Source organism: Paenibacillus sp. FSL K6-1566, from assembly GCF_038050475.1.
Taxonomy (GTDB): domain Bacteria; phylum Bacillota; class Bacilli; order Paenibacillales; family Paenibacillaceae; genus Paenibacillus_AQ; species Paenibacillus_AQ lactis.
In genome coordinates this window covers 1,407,784-1,429,442 of the sequence record NZ_JBBOSR010000001.1, presented here as the reverse complement: position 1 = coordinate 1,429,442, position 21,659 = coordinate 1,407,784, and the positions used below count along the sequence as shown (strand labels likewise).

15 protein-coding genes are annotated in these 21,659 nt (G+C 52.4%); 3 read left to right on the top strand and 12 right to left on the bottom strand.

Translation table 11 applies throughout. The features are described 5' to 3' along the window. Positions 1 to 21 precede the first annotated feature (21 nt). The 8 genes from NST08_RS06065 to NST08_RS06030 form a co-directional block, all read right to left on the bottom strand. A complete protein-coding gene (locus NST08_RS06065) occupies positions 22 to 1,071 on the bottom strand; it encodes a peptidylprolyl isomerase (protein ID WP_341034250.1) in 1,050 nt (349 codons plus the stop codon). 206 nt (positions 1,072 to 1,277) lie between these two features. Then, positions 1,278 to 2,402 carry a glycoside hydrolase family 88 protein gene (locus NST08_RS06060; RefSeq protein ID WP_341341592.1) on the bottom strand — a complete coding sequence of 375 codons (1,125 nt, stop codon included), beginning with the start codon at positions 2,400 to 2,402 and terminating at the stop codon, positions 1,278 to 1,280. A gap of 20 nt (positions 2,403 to 2,422) precedes the next feature. Continuing rightward, the gene (locus tag NST08_RS06055; protein WP_341341591.1) at positions 2,423 to 4,288 is read right to left on the bottom strand and encodes a DUF2264 domain-containing protein; all 1,866 of its coding nucleotides are present in this window, start codon (positions 4,286 to 4,288) and stop codon (positions 2,423 to 2,425) included. Between the two features lie 33 nt (positions 4,289 to 4,321). Beyond that, positions 4,322 to 5,923, bottom strand: coding sequence for a response regulator transcription factor (locus NST08_RS06050; protein WP_210095424.1), 1,602 nt, complete (start codon positions 5,921 to 5,923; stop codon positions 4,322 to 4,324). After that, the gene (locus tag NST08_RS06045; RefSeq protein ID WP_341035053.1) at positions 5,898 to 7,703 is read right to left on the bottom strand and encodes a sensor histidine kinase; all 1,806 of its coding nucleotides are present in this window, start codon (positions 7,701 to 7,703) and stop codon (positions 5,898 to 5,900) included. The genes NST08_RS06050 and NST08_RS06045 overlap by 26 nt, the downstream gene beginning before the upstream one ends. 120 nt (positions 7,704 to 7,823) lie before the next feature. Continuing rightward, a complete protein-coding gene (locus NST08_RS06040) occupies positions 7,824 to 9,185 on the bottom strand; it encodes an ABC transporter substrate-binding protein (protein WP_210095422.1) in 1,362 nt (453 codons plus the stop codon). Between the two features lie 137 nt (positions 9,186 to 9,322). After that, positions 9,323 to 10,144: a carbohydrate ABC transporter permease gene (locus tag NST08_RS06035; protein ID WP_210095421.1), complete on the bottom strand. Its 822-nt coding sequence runs from the start codon at positions 10,142 to 10,144 to the stop codon at positions 9,323 to 9,325. A gap of 27 nt (positions 10,145 to 10,171) precedes the next feature. After that, complete coding sequence (locus NST08_RS06030) at positions 10,172 to 11,080, bottom strand: carbohydrate ABC transporter permease (protein WP_210095420.1); 909 nt, start codon at positions 11,078 to 11,080, stop codon at positions 10,172 to 10,174. A 465-nt stretch (positions 11,081 to 11,545) separates the two neighbouring features. On the opposite strand from NST08_RS06030, the gene NST08_RS06025 reads away from it, so the two are divergent. The 3 genes from NST08_RS06025 to NST08_RS06015 all read left to right on the top strand — a co-directional run bounded on the left by NST08_RS06025 (position 11,546) and on the right by NST08_RS06015 (position 13,961). Continuing rightward, positions 11,546 to 11,932, top strand: a complete 387-nt coding sequence (locus NST08_RS06025) for a winged helix-turn-helix transcriptional regulator (protein ID WP_007131516.1) — start codon at positions 11,546 to 11,548, stop codon at positions 11,930 to 11,932. 264 nt (positions 11,933 to 12,196) lie between these two features. Further along, positions 12,197 to 12,742, top strand: coding sequence for a PadR family transcriptional regulator (locus NST08_RS06020; RefSeq protein WP_213616729.1), 546 nt, complete (start codon positions 12,197 to 12,199; stop codon positions 12,740 to 12,742). A 37-nt stretch (positions 12,743 to 12,779) separates the two neighbouring features. After that, positions 12,780 to 13,961, top strand: a complete 1,182-nt coding sequence (locus tag NST08_RS06015) for an MFS transporter (RefSeq protein WP_007131514.1) — start codon at positions 12,780 to 12,782, stop codon at positions 13,959 to 13,961. 174 nt (positions 13,962 to 14,135) lie between these two features. On the opposite strand, the gene htpG is transcribed toward NST08_RS06015, so the two are convergent. From htpG to NST08_RS05995, 4 genes are all read right to left on the bottom strand, one after another. Beyond that, on the bottom strand, positions 14,136 to 16,013 hold the full coding sequence (gene htpG / locus NST08_RS06010; protein ID WP_213616731.1) for a molecular chaperone HtpG: 1,878 nt from the start codon (positions 16,011 to 16,013) through the stop codon (positions 14,136 to 14,138). A 382-nt stretch (positions 16,014 to 16,395) separates the two neighbouring features. Further along, complete coding sequence (locus tag NST08_RS06005) at positions 16,396 to 17,637, bottom strand: MFS transporter (RefSeq protein WP_007131512.1); 1,242 nt, start codon at positions 17,635 to 17,637, stop codon at positions 16,396 to 16,398. A 57-nt stretch (positions 17,638 to 17,694) separates the two neighbouring features. Then, positions 17,695 to 20,793 (bottom strand): glycoside hydrolase family 2 TIM barrel-domain containing protein, encoded by a 3,099-nt coding sequence (locus NST08_RS06000; RefSeq protein WP_341341590.1) that lies wholly within the window; start codon positions 20,791 to 20,793, stop codon positions 17,695 to 17,697. A gap of 50 nt (positions 20,794 to 20,843) precedes the next feature. Next, positions 20,844 to 21,656: a carbohydrate ABC transporter permease gene (locus NST08_RS05995; RefSeq protein WP_007131510.1), complete on the bottom strand. Its 813-nt coding sequence runs from the start codon at positions 21,654 to 21,656 to the stop codon at positions 20,844 to 20,846. Positions 21,657 to 21,659: the final 3 nt, after the last annotated feature.

Here is a 21,659-nt window from a genome sequence, read left to right as displayed (position 1 = left end):
TCCTGTTCCTGTTCTAATGATCTAGTTCGAGAACGAAATCGTCTTAAGCACCTCCTCGTCGATCTCCATCGTTGCTTGACGCAGTTGGTCTTCAACGAGCTGCTCCAGCTGCCTCTCCATATATAGCTGAACCAAGGAAGTTCTCGCTTGCTCATAAGGCACGTAGCCCTTGTCCTCGGTTTCGAGAAGCCTCAGCATCATCGGGCCGTTATGATCACGTAGAATGTCGGTAAACTCCCCGGGCTGCATGGTCATGAACATCTCCTGCAGCTCTTGTGCCCCATCATCGTCTTTGGACTTTGTATCCATGTCCAGCGTGTCCTGCCGAACGACGATATCCTTCGAAGGCCCTAATGGAACGATAGATTCCTGGACACTGCCAGGCCGCGTTAAGAGTTGATCCCACAGCTGTTCCAACGGTTGCGGGCTTTCCGCCGAGATGATTTCGTAATCAAAAGAATAGCCTAGATGAAAATCGTCCGATTTAATCTCGTCATACAATGGCTTCAGCTCTGCATCCGTAAGCGCAGCCTTATTCTTCTTGACCAGGTCATCGATTAGAGCTTGATAGTTCATGCTGTGGAGATACGAATAAAATGGCTCGGCCCCATACTTCTGAAGACCGTAAATCGGCTGCTTATTGCGAATATTCTGCTGCCGGTCCTTATTCTCCGCTTCTAGCTGCTTCAAAAAGGAAGCAAAGGACGAATCTTCGATGATCCCGTACCGTTTCATCAGCATTTGCTCGATCTTTATTTTTTTCAAATCCTCGATCGTTTTCTGTTTGGCGTAGTCCAGTGGATTCTGTCCTTGGTAGGAGGAGGTCCAGAAATCCGCATGGTAATCCGCATGATATTTGCGTTTGAAATCACTGACGGTTAAAGCTTTGTTCTGCTGCAAAAAAAATCGAAACTCTTCAGCCGTCACGGGTTCATCATTAATCGTAAATACAACGGGATCCTCTGATGACTGAGCCGCATGGCTCCAGATCACGGTGACGGAAAGTCCGGTGACCACAACCAGCAGGAAGACGAGCAGCATTCCCGTCCTGGCAGGCCTCTTTATTACCAACAGAATCTCCTCCTTAAATTGAAATCGCTTTCATTTTATTGCCACCCTTATTATAGTCGGGCTTCAAGCGTGGATATAATGAACATATTTGACGGATACCGTACGATTTTTACTTGTTGGTTCATCCCTTTGCCTTGCCCTCGCATATCGTAAAAAAACCTCTGCAGCTAAAAGCTGTCAGAGGTTTAGAACCTTATAACGCCATCTTATGTTTCATACCAATAGCCTTTGATTCCACGCTCAAGCCGGACAAGGGCTTCCAGATAATAATAATCGCCCCAAATCATATAATCGTCCGGGGCCCGGTCCCCCCTTACGTGATAGGAGCCATGCTTCAGCAGCCCTTCCGCGTCCGGCAAATCGGTCGTGGCATAGCGCTCAACGAGTGATTTCATGCTGCGATTCAGCGCATCTTCAAACAGAGCCCGATCCGGATCGCTGTCGCCTATCAGCTCCAGCAGCTCAAGCAGTCCGGACGCCGTAATCGCCGAGGCCGAGCTGTCGCGCGGTGTGCCATCCTCGACCGGAACATCGAAATCCCAGTAAACGACCGCATCCTCCGGCAGACGATCGATAAAATAACGGGCCATGCGCTTTGACGTTGACAAGAAATCGGCATGCTTCGTATATCTGTATGCAAGGGCAAAACCGTAAATCCCCCATGCCTGGCCCCGGGTCCACGTCGATCCGTCCCGGTAGCCCTGGTGGGTGCCTCCACGGAGCGCATTTCCATTGTCGGTGTCGAAGTAGAAGGTATGATAGGAAGAACCGTCCCCCCGTACCAGAAACTTCTGGCTCTTAAGAGCATGCTTCATTGCTACATCATAATACTTAGCATCACCTGTCTGCTCATGCGCCCAGAACAGAAGCGGGAGATTCAGCAGACAGTCGATAATGATCCGCCCCCCATTTTCGGGATCGTCCTCTTTCCCCCATGCCTGAATAACCCCGATCTTAGGCCTCCACCGCGCTAATAAGGCATCGGCTGCTTGGAGCGCAAGCTCGCGCGCAGCTGTATTCCCGGTTACACGCCACTGTGCAACCGCGGACAGTGAGTATAAAAATCCGATATCATGGTGGTCCAGCTCGATATGGTGATCCAGACGATGCTTGAAGTTGGCTAAATAGGACTCGGCTGCTTCTTTATAGAACGGATCCTGACCAAATTCATAGGCGAGCCACATCATGCCGGTATAGAAGCCCTCGATCCAGTCGTTGTTCTCACCCCAATCATAGCGCTGTCCTTCGATGATGTGTGGTAATTTTCCAGGGTGTTTTTGAATATTCTGTTTGATTTTGACGAGGGCGTCCTCAATCGCAAACTTCCACATTTTACTCTCCCCTTTGCCGATTATTCTGTCTTGATTTCAACAATAAAGCTCCTGGAGAGAGCTTCGGTGATCTTAATCGTTCCTCCAGGGGTCAACTCTGCCATTGGCGGATGGTTGAAACCGCTTTCGTTCCTTTCAGAGCTCGAAGCTCCGAATACCGCAGAAATCAGGAAGCTCTCCCCCGGTTCAAGCTCCGCGCTAAGCGTAGGTATCATCGTTCGCGGCTTCAGCAAATTCGTATTGGCTTCCGGATAGACCATCATGGCGCCGGCATATCCTTGCAAATTGACAATGCCGCTAATGCCTCCAGGCATAATCGCTGCAATTCGATCCGCTGCCGTCCGGATGGCATCCGGTTCGCTTCCGGTCAAGCCGGTCATCCTCCCCACTGCGAATCCGCCTTCGGCCGCCGTCAGTCTGCGGCCCGTATGAATGCGGTGAATCCGCACATGCCACAGCCCTGCAGGAATAAGCCATGTCCGTACCTCGACGTCGTGCCAAGGCAGCCATCTCGAATACACAAACTGTTGTTCAACCCGAAACTCCTCGCAGTAACGCCGCACACGGTAATGCTCATCCCGCTCACTCAGGGCAAGCATGGAATCGTAGGCCCCTTCCGTCAAGCCGTAATAGCCTTTGGGAACGCTGAAGCCAAAGCGCGTGGAGTAAGCAAATTTTGAGTATTTGGCTGCGCTGTGTGCCATAGTGAAATTCGCCATTTGCCCGGATGTCAGAGCAACAGCATGTCCATCATCCTCCGGACGGCAAATCATCATGCGAGCGTGTGGCTGAACGGAGATCGGCTCCAAGCTGGGGAGGGGTTCCTCCTCCACCGACCAGAATGGATGGTCATCCGGCAAATCCAGAATGAGAAAGGTTTTAAACGCCCAGTAAGGAGATCCGGGAGCATTATAGCTCTCCGCCATGATCAGATTGGGGTAGGCGTAGCCTATGCTAAGCAAACCGTCCGTCGTAAAGATCGGCTGGGCGAGCCACCACCGCAGATGACGCATAATGATCCCTTTCATGGCCCCCAGCGAAAACGGCTCGACGCCGGCATATACGAGCGCGCACCAGAAGGAGACTTGAGCGAAGCGATAGGTCTGACTGCGTCCAAAAGGAATGCTGCTTCCATTCTCAGCAAACCAATAGATGAACTGCTCGGCAAATATCTTCGCCCGCTCCCGGTAAACCTTGGCGCGCACCGGATCATCATCTTCCATCAGTTTGGCGTAGATCAGCGTGTAGAAATGCATGGCAAAAGGAATGTAATAATCCCGCTGATCCGTCTTGCCGTCGGAATACCAGCCATCCCCCAGATAATAGGAATCTATCGTATCCAGGTACTCATCCATGATGGCCTGGTTATATGGCATTCCTACCTTCTTGAACCCGATATTCACAAGAACCGTGAACATCAGCCAATTATTCGGATTCGAACGATCCACCAAGTTAATTTGATTCAACCACCCATACAGGTTTTCCTGCTCGCGCTCGTTCAGCGGGTGCCAAAGTTTATGCGGCGCAAGCGCCAGCCCAAGCCCCAGCACGGCCTGCTCGACCATTCGCTGGTCCTTGGTTGCAAAGGCCCCCCAGTATTCCTCGTGTTCCGGGTCGGTTCCGTTAACGATCCCCTTCAGGTAGAGAGGCCATAGATCTGATTCGCCTCCCCCGCCGGCATGGGGAACCAGCCCCCATAACGGCCTTGCGAAAGCCTCCATGAGAGCAATCGCCTCATTGTATTCGGCAGCCGTATCTCCAAGCTGAAGACCGGCGCATCCCGGCGTAAATCGCCGTTTCAACGGCTCCAGCATATCCGTAACCGCCTGCCTCACATCGGCTTTCGTACGAAATGCGTTATATGCTGCACTACCATTCTGCCGCAAGCTATCGCTTCCTCTCTGACTCATGGACCAGGATTAGTTCCATGACATATATTCGCTGGGTGTCTTTCCGTATTCCCGTTTGAACAATTTGATAAAATAGCTCTTATTCGCATAGCCCAAATAATCCGATATTTCTTCAATTGATTTATTGGATTTCTGTAATAATTGTTTGGCCTTCTCCAGCTTGACCATATTGACATATTCGATGAAATTCTGGTTGGTTTCACGCTTGAACAGGCGGCTGAAATAGCTGGCATTCAGATTCAAATATCCCGCGATTTCCTCAAGGGTCACTTTCTCGGTCACATGCTGTATGACGTACTGCTGGGCCCGGATCACTTCGGGCCGTTTCGATTGGATTGACAATACGCTTAATTTGCGGGAGAGCTCCTTTAAATAATGCCTGATCCAGCTGAGCAAATGCTCCATCGTATGAATGCCGTTCACGGCGTCATACAGCTTCTCTTCGGAAATGCTCTGCTGGACCTGCAGCGTGACCTTCGTCTTCATTTGCAAATCCATGAGAAGCTGAAGCACCCATTCTTTGACGTCTGCGGGATGAAACCGGCTCTTCTTCACCCATTTCGCCCATTCGTTAAGCATTCCTTCCAAGCTTTCCGAGCGGTTCAGCGCCAGAGCGTCATTCATTCTCGAGAAAAATGCAGCATACTCCGCGTACATATCTCCATCCGCAAAGGAGGATTTCTCGAAACGATGGACTCTCGCTTCCTCTAAATAAAACCGATGGTTCAGCTCCTTCATCATAGGCATCAGCACTGCCCGCAGCTCGGTAGGCCCGGACGCTTCCCTCCCCAGCAGACAGGTGATCGATATTTTCAGATATTGTTGGACGGCGCTTATGGCATTCTGCAAAGAGTAATGCAGCAGCTGCTGTTCCTTGACAGGGTCCTCGCAGCAGATCCACACCACCAGTTCGCAATTATTGTGATGAAAAATAACGCTCCGGTGCATGGTGTCCAGCACTTCCTGCAGGATATTTTCGACGGCAAAAGCGATGGTGTAATCATACATATTGCGAGCCCGGGACACTTCCGATATCCGGTCGATAGATACGATCACAGGCAAGTAATATCTGGCATCCAGGACAATTCCGTTCAACCGGGCGTGCTTGAGCCATGCCTCCTTCGTCCAAGACGGCTGGTACAGCGTATCCTTCAGCAGCTTTTCTTTGAGCGCCGACCGGTTCAGCGCATCCTTCTGCATATACTTTATGACTTCCGACGCCTGTTTCTTCTCCTCGTTCAGATCAACGGACAGGTTGTGAAGCACATCCTGCAGCTGCTCAACCTTCAAGCTTTCTTTAAGAATATAATCGCTTACCTTTAATTTCATGGCTTGCTGTGCGTAATGAAACTCATTGTGGCAGGATAGGATAACGGCTCTAAACCGGGGATTGATCTTGCTGAATTTCTCCAGCATCTCCAAGCCATTCATTTTGGGCATTCCGATATCCGTTATGACGATGTCGGGCAGGCGCTGCTGCGCATCCTCCCATGCCTCCAAGCCATTCGAATAACAGCCGATCAATTCGATACCAAGATCCTTCCATGAAATACTTTGAGACAAGTAACGTACTACCGGATAATCATCATCCACCAGTATTGCTGTCAGCACCCTGTTCACCTCGCTCCATCTCGAATGGAAATATTAACGTGATGGTTGTTCCTAAGTCCTGCTCGCTGTCGATCTCCAGCTGAATGTCCGCTCCGTAGATTAGGCGCAGCCGCTGAAACACATTGTGCACGCCGATTCCGGAAAACCCTTTCCTGGCAGATGCTGCAGGCTCCTGTGTGCTCATCACCTTGGCGCGCAGCTCATGCAGCTTGGATTCATTCATGCCTACCCCGTTGTCCCGTACAGATATGCGCAATTGATTCGAAGCATTGTCACGGACCTGTGCCGCCGTAATAAAGATGTCTCCGGCATACTGCTCAAATCCATGAATAATCGCGTTTTCAATGAACGGCTGAATCATGAACCGGGGAACAAGGGCCCCCTCACAGCCCGGCTCGTAATCAATACGCAGCCGAACCTGATTCGCATGGCGAAAATTCATGAGCCGGATATAATGCTGGACGGTCTCCACCTCTTCGCGAAGCGGAATGAACTCATTATCGCGGTTAATGGTCATCCTGAGCAGTGAAGACAGCGAAGCGATTAGTTCGGCATTTTCCTGATCGCCCCGAATCAGAATGTTAAGCCTGATCGAATTCAGGAGGTTAAACATAAAGTGCGGATTAATTTGTGCCTGCAGCATTTCCAGCTCCGCCTTGCGCTTCTTGGATTGTTCAATCGTAATCTGCTCGATCATGGATTCGATCCGATCCAGCATATGATCAATCGTCCGTGCCAGGAGGGACACCTCATGATTGCCTCTAATACCCGAGCGCATATCCAGCCTTCCCCGGCCGATATGGGTAATAAAGCGGCTTAAATCCCGGATTGGCTTCGTGAATGTCGCAATCAGCACCGTTAGCAGCACACAAAATAATGTAAAGAAAAACACCTGTAATCCAAAACTGATTAATAGAATCTGTTTGTGCTTCGATACGGCCGAGGATAACGGGATTAAACTAACCAGACGCCAGGAATTCGCGCGGATCGGCTGCTCGGCATACACATATTCCTGACCGTTCATTTCGACTGTCGATGACTGTTCGTCCCTGTTCCACCATGCTACTTGACTTCCGATCAAGGAAGGGTCTGAATGGGAAATGACCACCCCCTCCTCGCTTAGCAGCATCATCTCCTGATCCGAATTTGCCCGCTGGATTAGGTGGCTTCGAATTTTGCGCTCATTCACGCTGATAATGACATAACCAATGACACTGCCGGCCGACGTCCGAATCGGGCGCCCTATGGTTATGATGTGGGAGCTTTGTTTTTGCAGGGGATTGAAGCTGTTCTCCTGCAGCCCGACCCAATAGGTTGAGAAGGACGGAAGTTGATTCAGCTGTTCAAACCACGGCTGCTTATACAGCTGCTTGGGATCGAAATCGCTGTGAGAGTAATTGGTATATGTAACATCGTTTTTTCCTAATATGGTGACATAGTATTCGTCATGCTGCCGGAACAGCTCATCAAGCAGCCGAACGAGCCTGCTGTAATTCACCAGGTTCTCTTCCTTAAGCTTGCGATTCTGCCTGGCTGTGATCTGCTGCCTGATTTCGGTATTCGTGAGGACGATGTTCGACAGCTCCAGCGTCTGATCGAGCACGCCGTTCACATCCGACTGGACTGCTCGCAGCGCATCCTCAGAGCTGACAACCGCCCGTTCGAGCAGCAGATCCTTAGTTAAATAGTTTGTCAGTAAGTAGATTCCGCCAAGCGGAAGGAGAAAGCATACCAATGCCGACCAAATCAGCTTTTTGCGTAACGAGAACCTTGGTATCATCACAAAAACGACGCCTCAAATCGGATTGAATTGGAATAGGGAAAAACCTGAAGTTTTCCCCTGCCCATGATCTATATTTCTAGTAAATGAAGCATCCATCTTCCGTACGTTTATAACGGATTAGTTTTGATTATTGTTTACGACCTCGGTAATTTTCTGATCGATGCTGTCAATCGTCTGATCGAGGTCCTGATTATTGAGAATGTACAGCTCCGCCTCCGGAATCACGACGTTCTTCGCCTCATCGGCATATTTAACAGGTACCGGGGCGGATCCCGGTATAGTGTTGTTGATGGTGTATTTCAACGATTCTATATCGATCTTCGAAGGATCGATCGAGGAGTTGACAATGGTGTCCACAAGCTTATCCGTATCGGATTTAGCCCAGCCGGAGAATACTCTGCCTCCGATTTCGAGCCCTTCGGATGTATACCATCTGACGAACTGGTAAGCTGCTTCCTTATTCTTGGACTTTGCAGCCACTGCCATATATGTCGGCTGCACCGGGGAGTAATGCTTGCTTTCCCCTTCGAGTTTAGGAAGCGGAGCAAAGGCTGTCACGAATGTCGCCGGAATCGCTTCGGTTCCGCCGGATTCCGCAACCATCCAGTCTCCCATAGGAAGCATTGCCGCAAGTCCGTTGAAGTATTGATTACGATAGGCAAGCTTTTGGGAAATGATATCTTCGTACGGGTTGACGCTCTTATCCTCATACATCATCCGTTTCATCATTTCCAGATTCGCCTTCAGCAGGGGATCCTTCGCATTGGATGTGCCGTCGCTCTTGAGGAAGGTATTATCGGAAGGCTTGCTCATGAGCTGCAGCTGGAAGTAATCCGGCCAATTATGCAGATAAGCGCCATAGCGTTTCTCCGCGCCGTCCCCCTTGGTCAGCTTCTTCGCATATTCCTCGAATTCCGCCCAAGTCCAATCGGTAGGGACCGGTAATCCGGCTTCCTCCAGCATGGCCTTGTTCATAATCACGAACCACCGCTGCATGGAAGAAGGAAGCGCGTAAATTTTGCCGTTTACCTTGGTATCTACCAGATATTCATCCTCGTATTTATAGCCGTCCTTCTCAATGTAGCTATCTAGCGGCTCGAACAGTCCGATATCCGCCCTTTGCGAATAATTCGTATATGGAAGCTCCACGATGTCCAGCTGGTCGTTTGAGGCCGCCATCAGATCAAGCTTCTGCATGGCAGCAACCGAGTCTCCTTTCTCGTTCAGAAGATCCAGCTCCACCTTAATGTTCGGATGCTTCTTCTCGAATTCCGGTATGATCTTGCTCCACTGCGCTTTTGCGTCTGTCTGCCACGTGCTTAATTTGAGTACGATCTGTTCGGGCGCAGCCTCCTTGCCCGATTCGTTCTTGGCTTGGCCAGACTCTGAAGTGCTGCCCCCGCCTCCGCCTCCGCAAGCTGTAACCGCCAAGGCAAGAGACAGACTTAGCAATAGCGATGGTATTTTTTTGATTTTCATATAGACCCTCCTCTAATAGTAACAGGTTTTTTCAGGTTGTCATCAACATTTGTAAGTGCTTACAGGATCCATCCTATCATGCGTAAGCTTCTGGCGTAGGCGCCATTTTTTACGGAAGCCAAACGATTTTGACTTTATCATCCTTTCACTCCCCCAAGGGAGATGCCCTCAATAACCTGCTTCTGGCCAATGGCGAAAATGATCAGCAGCGGGAGTATGGCGGATACGGCACCGGCCATCATCAAGGAATAGACATCGCCGTATTGATCCCCGAACAGCCGAATGCCGAGCTGAATCGTAAACAGCTCTTTGGACTTTAGGAAGATCAGCGGATACTGGTAATCGTTCCACGTCCAGATAAACCGGAGAATGGCGTACGTCGCGACGCCGGGACGGATCAGCGGGAGGGCAATTTGCCAAAAAGTTCGAAAGTACCCCGCCCCGTCCATTTTTCCGGATTCGATGTATTCATCATGCACGCCCATGAAAAATTGCTTTAACATGAAGGCCCCGATAATGCTGAAGCTGTTCAGCAGGATGAGGCCGGCATGGGTATCAATCAGCTGCATCCAGTTGAACAACAAAAACTGCGGTACCAGGGAGGCCTGCGGCGGCACCATGTACAAGGCCAGGACCAGAACGAACATCGCGTCCCTGCCCCAGAATCGGAGCTTCGAGAAGCCATAGGCTGCCAGCGCGCATACGAAGACATTAATGACCGTCGTTGCGATCGTGATATAGATGGAGTTCCAATAGTAACGGACAAATTGGCCGCTCCATACGGTCCGGAAATTCTCGATTGCATTCCAGTGCTTCGGAATCCATTCGATCGGAAATTTGAATACGTCCGCCTCCGACTTGAAGGAAGTGGACAGCATCCACACAAACGGAAGAATGAACAGAATGCCGATTAAGGCCATGATGACGGTCCAGAAGGCTTTTGAAATACTGATTCTCATGTCAATCTCCTTTCTTGCCAAGTCGTCTTAATAGTTGACCCATTTCTTCTGAGCCAGCATCTGCGCGCCGGTAATAAGCAGACAGATCAGGAATAAAATCATCGCCATGCTTGAAGCGTAGCCTGTCTTCAGCTGGTTGAAGGCCGTGTCATACAATTCATACACAATGACGGTTGTGGAATTAGCCGGACCTCCCTGGGTAAGCACCTGAATCAGGTCGAAAATTTTGAAGGTTCCGATGATCCCGGTCACCAGCAGGAAAAAGGTGGTTGGCGATATGCACGGCAGCGTGATGCTGCGGAATTTCACCCATGCATTTGCCCCATCGATCTCAGCCGCTTCGTATAGGTCCTTCGGAATCGATTGCAAGCCAGCGATGTAAATAATGATGTTGTATCCGAGAAGAATCCACACCTGAATCATCATCAAGGACGGCAGTGCAAAGTCGATGTCCGCAAGCCATTTCGGGGGATTGTCGATCCCTAGTGACATGAGCGTCTTGTTTACCGGCCCGAGCGAAGGGTGGAATAAGACCTGCCAGACCATAGCCACAGCAACGATACTCGAAATATAAGGAAGAAAATAAATGACCTTGAAGGCATCCTTCATGTATACATGCTTATCAATGAGTACAGCAAGCACTAATGCAATGATCATGGTAATCGGTACCGTAATGATAAAAATAAGATTGTTGACCAAGCTCTTCACGAATGCGCTGTCATGAACCAATCTGACAAAATTATCAAAGCCGGCGAATTTCATGGCACCCATGCCGGCAACAAAGTTCCAATTCGTAAAGCTGAGCAGCAAAGACCCGATTACGGGAATGAGCGTCAGAACCAGCAGTCCCAACATTAAAGGAGCCACAAATAAATAACCGGCGATTCGCTCCCTCGCAACCATGCTGAGCCTCACGGAATTCTTTGTTCGTTTCATATTTCTCTCCTCCTGGCGTTAATGCTTGGCAAAGCGTAATTCGAAAAAGCCCTTTTCGAATATGGCGATAGAAATGTCGTATCTTCATTGTAAAAAAGCCGTCTGCAGCATATAAGAAATAGAAATGAGTATTTTGGAACGAATTTTACTTTTTTGCGCACAACAAAAAGACGAGCCCTCGGCGGGCCGTCCTTTCTCTTGTCCTATCCATATGATTCGCGGCTTCCCTTCCCACCTCATGGTACGATAAACCGTACTAAGTACATTTTAGAATCGTACTGGGTCTAAAACGGATATTGTGCTACATTACAATCATCGAGATTTCTAAAACGAACGGCGATGCCGGGAGGGATCTAAACAGTCAGCATGCGTTGCCACTCAGCTGGCTTAACCGGTATTCCATCGTTCAACCTATAGATCGCGGAATGATTCAATGGGGTTAACAAATGGGGGGAGTGAAGGGATATGAACAGATTTGAGCATCAACCGCATGAAACGGCCGGGATATTGACAACCCTGCAGTTGATCGGCGGAAAGTGGAAGCCGCTGATCCTGTTTATTCTGCTTCAAGACGGAACCAAGCGCTTCGGAGAGCTGCGGCGGCTGCTTCCGGGTGTCACCCAGGGCATGCTGACCAACCAGCTGCGGGAGTTGGAGCAGGATGGGCTCGTTGTGCGAACGGTCTATCCCGAGATTCCGCCTAAAGTGGAATACTCGATCTCGGAGCATGGAAAGACGCTGGGAACGGTGCTTACCGATATGTGCAGTTGGGGATTTCAGCATCTGGAGTATACCGGGCGCATGAACAGCCGCGAAGAGGAGCCGGTGAGGAAGAACACGGGCAGCTCGTAACGCAATTCAAGCGGCTCTAGTCAGCGCTTTGAAATGGAGAGGCATCCAGAGCTTAATGCCTCTAGTTAAGCGCTGCGAAATGAAGAGGCATGCAGCTAAATGGCTGGAACATGGCGGTCCAGGGGTTCCCTGTGCCGCCATGTTCCGTTTCGTTATAGGAGCCTTGTCTTGTCTATAATTTAGAAACGTGAGCCGCTTTTCGGCTTGATTAATATGTCGTATCGATATATATTTATATCGATACGACATATTTAGGAGGTGCTCATGTACGAACTATTTGTGTTAGGCGAATTGATGACGGGTGAGAAGCATGGCTACATGCTTCAGGAAATCCTTAAAAATGCCGGCGGCCCCTATCGGCAGATCAGTTCCGGTACGCTGTACCCGCTGCTATCCCGAATGGTGGAGAACGGCTGGATCCACCTTACCATGGATGAAGTCCCAACAGGTAAACGGCCTCGCAAAATATATCAAATCACCGACGCGGGAAGAAGTCGGTTTTTAGAGCTGATGGAGAAGCCGCTGGAATACGGAGCGGATACAACAGAGCTGCTCCATTACAAGATGGTGTACTTCCGTTATGTCCCGAAATCGGTCCGGCTCGACTGCCTGAACCAGTATTTGAAGTACCTTGAAACAAATCTCAAGCATGTCAGCGATTTCGAGGCAGAGCTGATGTTCTATAAACCGGAGCCCGAGAAACAGCGGACGCAGCTCCTGCGCGTGCTGGATCACCGGAAACGGATCGGATCAGCCGATATCGAATGGGTAAGAGCTGAAATCGAGCGTCTCGCGTCGGAACCGGAATAAGCTTACCTAATCAAGGATGATAAAGGAGGAATTGAGAGTGGAGCGTTTATGGACCAAGCCGTTTATTCAAATGACGGTTGGCATGCTGTTTCTGTTTACGGGCTTTTACCTGCTGCTTCCCACGATGCCGCTGTATATCAAGCATTTGGGGGGCAGCGAATCCCAGGTAGGCCTTGCTGCAGGGCTGTTCACCTTGTCGGCGGTCGTCTTCCGCCCGTTCGTGGGAGCTCTCGTCGACCGTCACGGTAGAAGGCCCTTTTATGTGTGGGGACTGTTATTGTTCGTCATTTCCATGGTCTCGTATGACTGGGTCGGCGGCATTCTGCTGCTGCTCGCCCTCCGGATGGTGCATGGTGTAAGCTGGGCATTTGCCACGACGTCCGTGGGGACCGCCATCACGGATTTGATTCCTGCCTCGCGACGGGGCGAGGGAATGGGCTGGTACGGCATGGCCATGACGGTTGCGATGGCGATCGGTCCGATGCTCGGCACCGCGCTTGCCTCCGGCGACTCTTTCCACACCCTGTTCCTTGTTGCCGCCGGACTTTCCTTAGCTGCATGGGTGCTCGCGTTTATGACCAAGGTCCCCTTTCAACCGAAGCCCTCGGCCGGGCGGATTCGGCTGATCGAACCGTCGGTTCTGCCGGTAACGGCCGCTATCTTTTTTCTCGCCGTGGCTTATGGAGGAATTACGACCTTCCTTCCACTATTCGCTGCATCCATCAGCGTCAATCCGGGAACCTTCTTTCTGGTTTATGCCATTGCGCTGACCTTGATCCGTCCACTGGCCGGAAAGCTGTCGGACCGCTTCGGCGAAGCCGCCGTCATCATACCATCCCTCATTATAACGGCGCTGTCGCTGCTTCTCCTCAGCCTTTCCGATAGCCTCGTCGGTCTGATCGCCGCCGCCATCCTCTACGGGATCGGATTCGGCTCGGCGCAGCCTGCACTGCAAGCGGCAACCCTGCGAATCGCTCCCGAGGACCGGCGGGGCGCTGCCAACGCTTCCTTTATGACTGCGTTTGATCTCGGCATCGGCCTTGGGGCCATTATCCTCGGCTGGATATCGGAGCAAACCGGGTATCCGCTGCTATTCGCGATCGCCTCTGTCTCCGTCGTGGTGTCGCTTGTCATATTTGCGCTGTTTGTGAAAAGATTGCTCAGAACCGATGCTGTCTTAGTAAGCTCAGCCGGAACACCGGTAGAGCGCGCGGAATAAGCAGGAGAGGCGAATATGGACCCCCGATCAGCGAAGCTGCACTTGCGCTAGCATCTCGCCTAAGGAAAATTATCCGTAACGAAAAAGACCCGGCCAGCCCGGCGGTTATCGCCAGCCGATCGGGTCTTTCGTTTTTATTTTGTTAGCTTCCCCCATGAACGGAGATCGCCGCTGTTACACCATAATTTTGCAGATGTCGTTCGTAAACTTTACCGGATCGGCAATCGGCAGCCCTTCGATGAGCAGCGCCTGGTTGTACAGCAGATTGGTGTAGAGCGCCAGCTTATCCTGATCATCCTTATGCGCCTTCAAGGCTTGGAACACCTCGTGGCCCGTGTTGATCTCAAGGACCTTATCGGCTTTCACGTCCTGCCCGTTCGGCATCGCCTTGAGGATTTTCTCCATCTCGATGGACACTTCGCCCTCCGCCGACAAGCAGACCGGATGGGATTTCAGGCGCTTGGAAGCCTTGACGGATTTCACTTTACCCGCCAGGATGCCTTCCATCGCGGTGAACAGCTCCTTGTTGTCGTTCTCCTCCGCTTCGGTCTCCTTCTTGTCCGCATCGGATTCAATTCCGAGATCACCGCTCGACACGGATTTGAATTCCTTCTCCTTATACTTCATCAGCATCTTGATGGCGAACTCATCCACATCGTCGGTGAAGTACAGAATTTCATAGCCCTTATCCAGCACCATCTCCGTCTGCGGCAGCTTCTCGAGGCGGTCAATCGAATCGCCTGCGGCATAATAAATATACTTCTGATCCTCCGGCATTCTGGATACATACTCATCGAGGGTAACCAGCTTCTTCTCCTTCGAGGAGGTGAACAGCAGCAGGTCCTGCAGATCGTCCTTGTGCATGCCGTACTCGTTATAGACGCCAAATTTCAGACCGCGCCCGAATGACTGATAGAATTTCTCGTATTTCTCGCGCTCATCCTTGAGCATGCTCTGCAGCGCGCTCTTGATCTTATTCTTGATGTTCTTCGCAATGAGCGTCAGCTGACGGTCATGCTGCAGCATTTCGCGGGAGATGTTGAGCGAGAGGTCCTCCGAATCGACCATCCCCTTCACGAAGCTGAAGTAATCCGGCAGCAGATCGCCGCATTTTTCCATAATAAGCACGCCGTTCGAGTACAGCTCCAGCCCTTTCTCATATTCCTTCGTGTAATAATCAAACGGCGTATGCTCAGGGATGAACAGAATCGCGTTGTACACGACCGCGCCGTCCGCCTTCACATGGATATGCTTCAGCGGCTTGTCGAAGCCGTAGCGCTTCTCGTTATAGAAGTTCTCGTAGTCCGCGTCGGTCAGCTCGCCCTTGTTCTTGCGCCAGATCGGCACCATGCTGTTGAGGGTCTGCTCCTCCTGAACCTCCTCGAATTCGTTGTCCGCGCCTTCCTTTGGCCGCTGCGTCTTGACGTCCATCTTGATCGGATAACGGATGAAGTCGGAGTATTTCTTGATGATCGCCCGCAGGCGGTACTCTTCCAGAAACTCGTCATATTGATTTTCTTCGGTGTTCGGTTTAATCTTGAGCACAATCTCCGTACCAACTGTATCTTTCTCGGCCGGAGTAATCGTATAGCCGTCCGCGCCTTTGGATTCCCACTGATAGGCCTCGTCGCTGCCAAGCGCCCGGCTGGTTACCGTTACGACGTCGGCGACCATGAATGCCGAATAGAAACCGACACCGAACTGGCCGATGATGTTATGCCCGTCCTTCGCTTCAATTTCGTTCTTGAACGCGAGCGATCCGCTCTTCGCGATGACGCCGAGGTTGTTCTCCAGCTCTTCCTTCGTCATGCCGATCCCCGTATCGGTAATGGTCAGCGTACGGTCCGCTTTGTTCGGCGTAATCTTAATGAAATAATCGTCCTTATTGAACACCAGCTGATCGTCCGTCAGCGCCTTGTAGTAGATTTTATCGATAGCGTCGCTTGCATTCGAGATCAGCTCGCGCAGGAATATTTCGCGCTGCGTATAGATGGAATTGATCATCATCTCAAGCAGACGCTTGGATTCCGCTTTAAACTGTTTTTTCGCCATGAGAAGAGGTCCCCTTTCCGTTATGAATCAGGATTTTAGCACTCCATCGCATAGAGTGCTAACACTTCTTCTATTTAAACATGTTCCAATTTTTCATGTCAACCTATTTGAGGACTTTTCGGTACGAAAATAAAAGCGCTGTCTTTATCCTTGTATTCTGGTGTAATTCTGATGTTATTCTGCCGTTATACTGCGGATTCCCTGCGGATACTCTGTGGATGCACCGCGGATGCTCTGCTGATAACTCTGCTGATACTCTGCTGATACTCTGCTGATCCTCTGTCTAGTCTCCGCGGACACTCTCCGGATCCTCCACCGGAAATCTCCGCATAAAACTTCACCCCGGTCGCGCTGAAATCCAGCCAGCAACCGGGGTTACATTTTACGTTTCTATGCTGCCGCCCAATCGCCTCGACAAGACCGGACGTATCCACAACACATAATACAGACCGCATATCAGCAGCGCCCCGGCCGTGGCAAGGAAGGGAAGCTGATAATCCTGCCTGGCCAGAATCAATCCCGAGACAAAGGTTGCCCCGGAAGATCCCAAGCTCCGAAATACCGACCGCATGCCGGCATATAGATTCCGTTCCTGTTCGTTAAACGCGGACATCAGCAGGCTGTCAAGCAGATTGGACAGCATCGTTACTCCGCCGCCCCGCAGCAGGAACAGGACGACAAACAGCCATACGGGAAGTACCGTATACAAAGCCGCGAACAGCAGAATATTGACGATAAATACGGAAACGATCGCCGTATGATAACCGAACCGCTCCATGACGTAAGGCGTCATTAGAGAGCAGATAAAGAGCAGAATGGCACCGACGGCCAAGATGAGCGATACTTGATCATCCATCCAGTCCAGCCGGAATTTCACGATCACATTCAGGAAGGAGCCCGTCATCGCGATACACCCTCCCAAGAGGGCCATGAACACGGCAAACAGCCATAAGGTCCCGGAAAGAATGGGCGCCGTTAGCTTGGATGCCCCTTCGGAAAGCGGACGGCCCGGCGCTTCCTCCTCCCTGCCCACACGCTCGGCCGGCAGCCAGAACGCCCGAACGGCTCCATGAATCACGAGAACCAGCCCGGTGAGGAGAAGGGAGGCTTCATAGCCTCGACTTCCTTCTGCCCCCTCCGCGATATATCCGGCCACCAGCGTGCCGAGACCCGTAAAGGCCGTAAACACGGCAAACATCAGGGAGAAGGCGCGGGCTTCCTCCTTGCGGGAACGGCAATAATGGAAGAGAAGCTGAATCTCCGTGGTTTCGACGAGCGTCAGCCCGGTCGACACGAGAATCTGGGCGGCATAGAACCAGAGCAATTGATCGCTGACGGCAAACAGCACATTTCCTGCGGCGATAAAGAACACGCCGGTAACCAGCAGTTTTTTTCTTCCCGTCCGATTCGCGAGCAGAGAGACCGGAATGGCGAGGATCCCCATGATCAGAATGCCCATCGATACCAGCGCGCCGATCTGATCCTCCCTCAGCCCCCGGAAGAGCAAATGCAAATTCAGAACCAGCGTGTAAAGACCGATGCCTATGCCGTACAAGGCTTCGCTTATAAGGAACCGGCGTACGCCGGTAGACAGCTGCAGCAGGTCTTTGATGTAAAAGGACATGTGATTCCCCTTCTGTCGGAATATCCGAAACGATAAGAATATGAGCAAAAACCAGGATCAGCTGTAAAGCTTTGCTTCCGAACGCATCCGCCGGGAGAGCGTCCCCGGATCGGTATCCTCCGAGGCGTATGCCTGCAGCAGAATTCGGAACTCGAACGGTTCCGGCTTAACCGTATGCTCCGGAGCCTGCGCCGGACCGCAGCTGTTGCTTCCGAGCCCGTTCTGGCGGTAATCCAGGTTGAACGTAATATATTCGCTCGGCATCAGGTCGCTGGCATGTTTGGCATATTCCACATCAGAGTCGGAATACCGGCTCGCGCTGAAATTCAGGGCAGACTCGGAAGCGGCAAGCAGGCCAAGGCCTGCGCCATCCGCGATGGAAATCCAGCGGACATCCGTGCGGTTCCCGTTCTCTTGCGGATAAATGTACGGCGTAAACAAGCCTTCCACCGTGCTGCGGTACGTACCGAAACGCCCTGCCTCCTTGCTGTCCGGATAGCTTTCGCCCGGACCCCGTCCATACCAGCGGACATGCTCCATATCTGCCGCAAGCTTCATTTGCAGCCCGATCTTCGGCAGCATGGATGGCGGCGTACCGATCGGCTCGCCCTTGATATTCATGATGATCAAGCCGCCTGAGGTGATCGTATAGACGGTTTCGCAACGGAACCCCCAATCGTACACCGGCGGCGCGATTCGGGAGACCCAGCGGGCTTGAATCGAAGCAGAATCCGGTCGCTTCCATTCGAAATGGTCGACCCGCTCGGTGAGCCGGTCCAGATGGGCCTTCCGCCAATCCTCCAGCACGTACATGTCGTTGTCGATCGGCGGCCGCCAGAAATTCAGCCGCGGACCGTCAAGCGTAAGCAGCTTGCCGCTCACGGACAAGCTTTCAAACCCCGGCCGGGAGGAATTCAGCGACAGCTCGATGCCGTCCATCGCCGCCTTGAGCTTGCGCTTCTCTTCAATGATCCGCAGCTCCCCCCGTCCAGCCGTATCCGTAGGCCGGAATTCGGGTACCGTTGCTGCCCGCAGCTGGAATTGGGACCAAGCCACCTCGTGCCCGCGCTCCGCCCAGCGGCAGTCCGCAGCCAGATGGAAGGATACCTCAAGCCACAGCTCCGCATAAGGATTCACCACGGCCGCCGCTTCCTCGAGGCTCACGGGAAGACGCAGCTCCGCGCTCTCGCCCGCTTCGATAAGCGGCAGCTCCAGCACCCCGCTGCGGACAAGCTCGCCATCGGCCAAGATCCGGTAATGGGCCTGCAGATGCTCCAGCGTAATGAAATCGTACCGGTTCATGACGAGCAGCGTACCGGCTTGCGGCATGGTAACGCGAACCGGTTCAATCACCTTCTTATACTCGAGAAGTCCCGGCGAAGGCGTTCGGTCCGGACGCACCAATCCGTCGATGACAAAGTTGCCGTTATTCGGCACGTCGCCGTAATCTCCGCCGTACGCATAATCCTTCCTGCCGTCTTCCGTCGTTCTCGTCAACCCATGGTCGATCCACTCCCACACGAACCCTCCCGCAAGACGGGGATACCTTTCAAAGGTGTCAAAATAAGGGCGCAGTCCGCCGGGTCCGTTGCCCATGGCGTGGGCATATTCGCACAGAATATGCGGCTTGGGATGCCCCTCCAGTTGACCGAACCCCTCCATCTTCTCAACGGAGGAATACATCGTGCTCACCACATCGCACACCTCGGCTTCCCGGTCCTCCTCATAATGGATCAGCCTCGTGGTGTCATGCTCCCGGCACCAGTCCGCCATCGCGCGGAAATTGCAGCCGAAGCCGGATTCGTTGCCGAGGGACCAGAACAGCACGCAAGGATGGTTCTTATCCCGCTCCACCATCCGGCGGACACGGTCCACATAAGCCTCCTTCCACGCCGGATCATCGCTTAGACGCGAAATATTGCCGAGCAGCTCGAAGCCGTGGGTCTCCAGATCAGCCTCTTCCATGACGTACAGCCCGTACTCGTCGCACAGATCGTAGAACCGCGGGTCATTCGGGTAATGCGCCGTCCGCACGGCATTGATGTTGTGCTGCTTCATCATCTGAATGTCCTCGAGCATCGTTGACATCGTCACGGTCCGGCCGGTATCCGGGTGATGATCATGGCGGTTGACTCCTTTGAGCAGGATCGGCCGGCCATTCACCATGAGCTGGCCTTCCTTGACTTCAACGCTCCTGAAGCCGACGCGCTGCGCAATGGTCTCCAGAGACTGCCCTTTCGAATCCTTCAAGGTCATGACCAGATGATATAAAGCCGGGGACTCCGCACTCCACAGGGCCGGGTTGATCACCTCGATTTCAAGCTCCGCCGAGGAGGAGCGGGCGACTTCCTTCCCGATTGCGCCAACCTCGGCGCCGTTCCCGTTCAACAGCTGCAGCTGGACCGAGCCGTCCTCCGTCCCCTCCAGCTCCAGGCGGACGTTCAGCTTGGCTTGCCGGTACTCCGCATCAAGCTCGGTGATCACGCGGAAATCGGCGATGCGAAGAGCTGCAGGCTCCGCGACCAGGTACACATCCCTGAAAATGCCGCTCATCCACCACATATCCTGATCCTCCAGATAGCTTCCATCGGACCACTGATATACGCGGACGGCCATCCGGTTCACCCCGGTCGTCACATAGGGCGTCAGATCGAACTCGGAGGTCAGCCGGCTTCCTTGGCTGTAGCCGATAAACGACCCGTTGAGCCATACATGAAACGCACTGTCCACGCCGTCGAACTTGACGCTGATCCTCCTGCCGTCCCAATCGCCGGGGATCTCAAATTCCCGGACATAACTGCCGGTCGGGTTCGCATCCGGCACATGCGGCGGATCCACCGGGAACGGATAATACAGATCCGTGTAATGCGGATGGCCGTAGCCCTGCAGCTGCCAATGTCCCGGTACGGGAATATCGTCCCAATCCGAAACGTTATACTCGGTTAAATAAAAATCTTCAGGAGCCGCCTCCGGCTCCTCCGCATAATGAAATTTCCACATGCCGTTCAGCGACTTGTACCATGCCGAGCTGCCCCTGTCATAGCGGAGCGCTTCCTCGGCATCCGTAAACGGGATGAAATAGGCCCGGCTCTTGGAGCGGTTTCGCTCCAGCACGCCAAGATTATCCCAATCCCGGTCAATCGGTCTGACTTTCATGCTATTCTCTCCATCCTTTCCATATTGCTTTATCGTTGCTGTCATCTGATCTAGCCTTTGATCCCCGTCGTCGCGATTCCGCCGACGATATACCGCTGGGCGAAGAAAAATACGGCAAGCGGCGGAATGGAGATCAGGCATGTAATGGCCATGATGGACTGCATGTCGACGCCATGCATGCCCCTGAACTGGGACAGGCCCAGCGTCAACGTATATTTGGTCTGATCATTCAAGAAGATGAGCGGGCCCAGGTAATCATTCCAGCAGCTCATCATATGAAACACCGCAACTAAGATCAGCGACGGTCCCATGAGCGGCACGATGATCCTCGCCAGAACCGTCATTTTTCCCGCACCGTCAATCGTGGCCGCCTCGTCAAGCTCTCTTGGCAAGGTCATGATGAACTGCCGCAGCAGGAAGATGAAATACGCGGAGCCGAACCAGGACGGGACGATCAGCGGCTTAAGCGTATTGATCCACCCCAGGTAGTTGAACTCCATATACTGCGGGATCATGGTCACTTCCCAGGGGATCATCATGGTTGCAAGCACGATCAGGAACAGCGCATCGCGTCCCTTGAATTGGAACCGGGCGAACCCGTACGCCACCAGCGTGCAGGAGATGAGCTGCCCGAGCGTGGACAGCAGCGTCACGATCACCGTATTTTTCAAAAACAGGTTAAACGGCTGGATGCTCCAGGCCTCCGCGAAATTGCTGAACCGCCAAACGGACGGCAGCCATTTCGGTGGAAACAGATACAGCTCCTGTGGGGACTTTAGCGCGGTCGTTACGGCCCAGAACAGGGGCGCAATGAACAGCAGGGAGCAAAATACAAGCAGCGTGTACGTGATTACTTTTCTCATGCG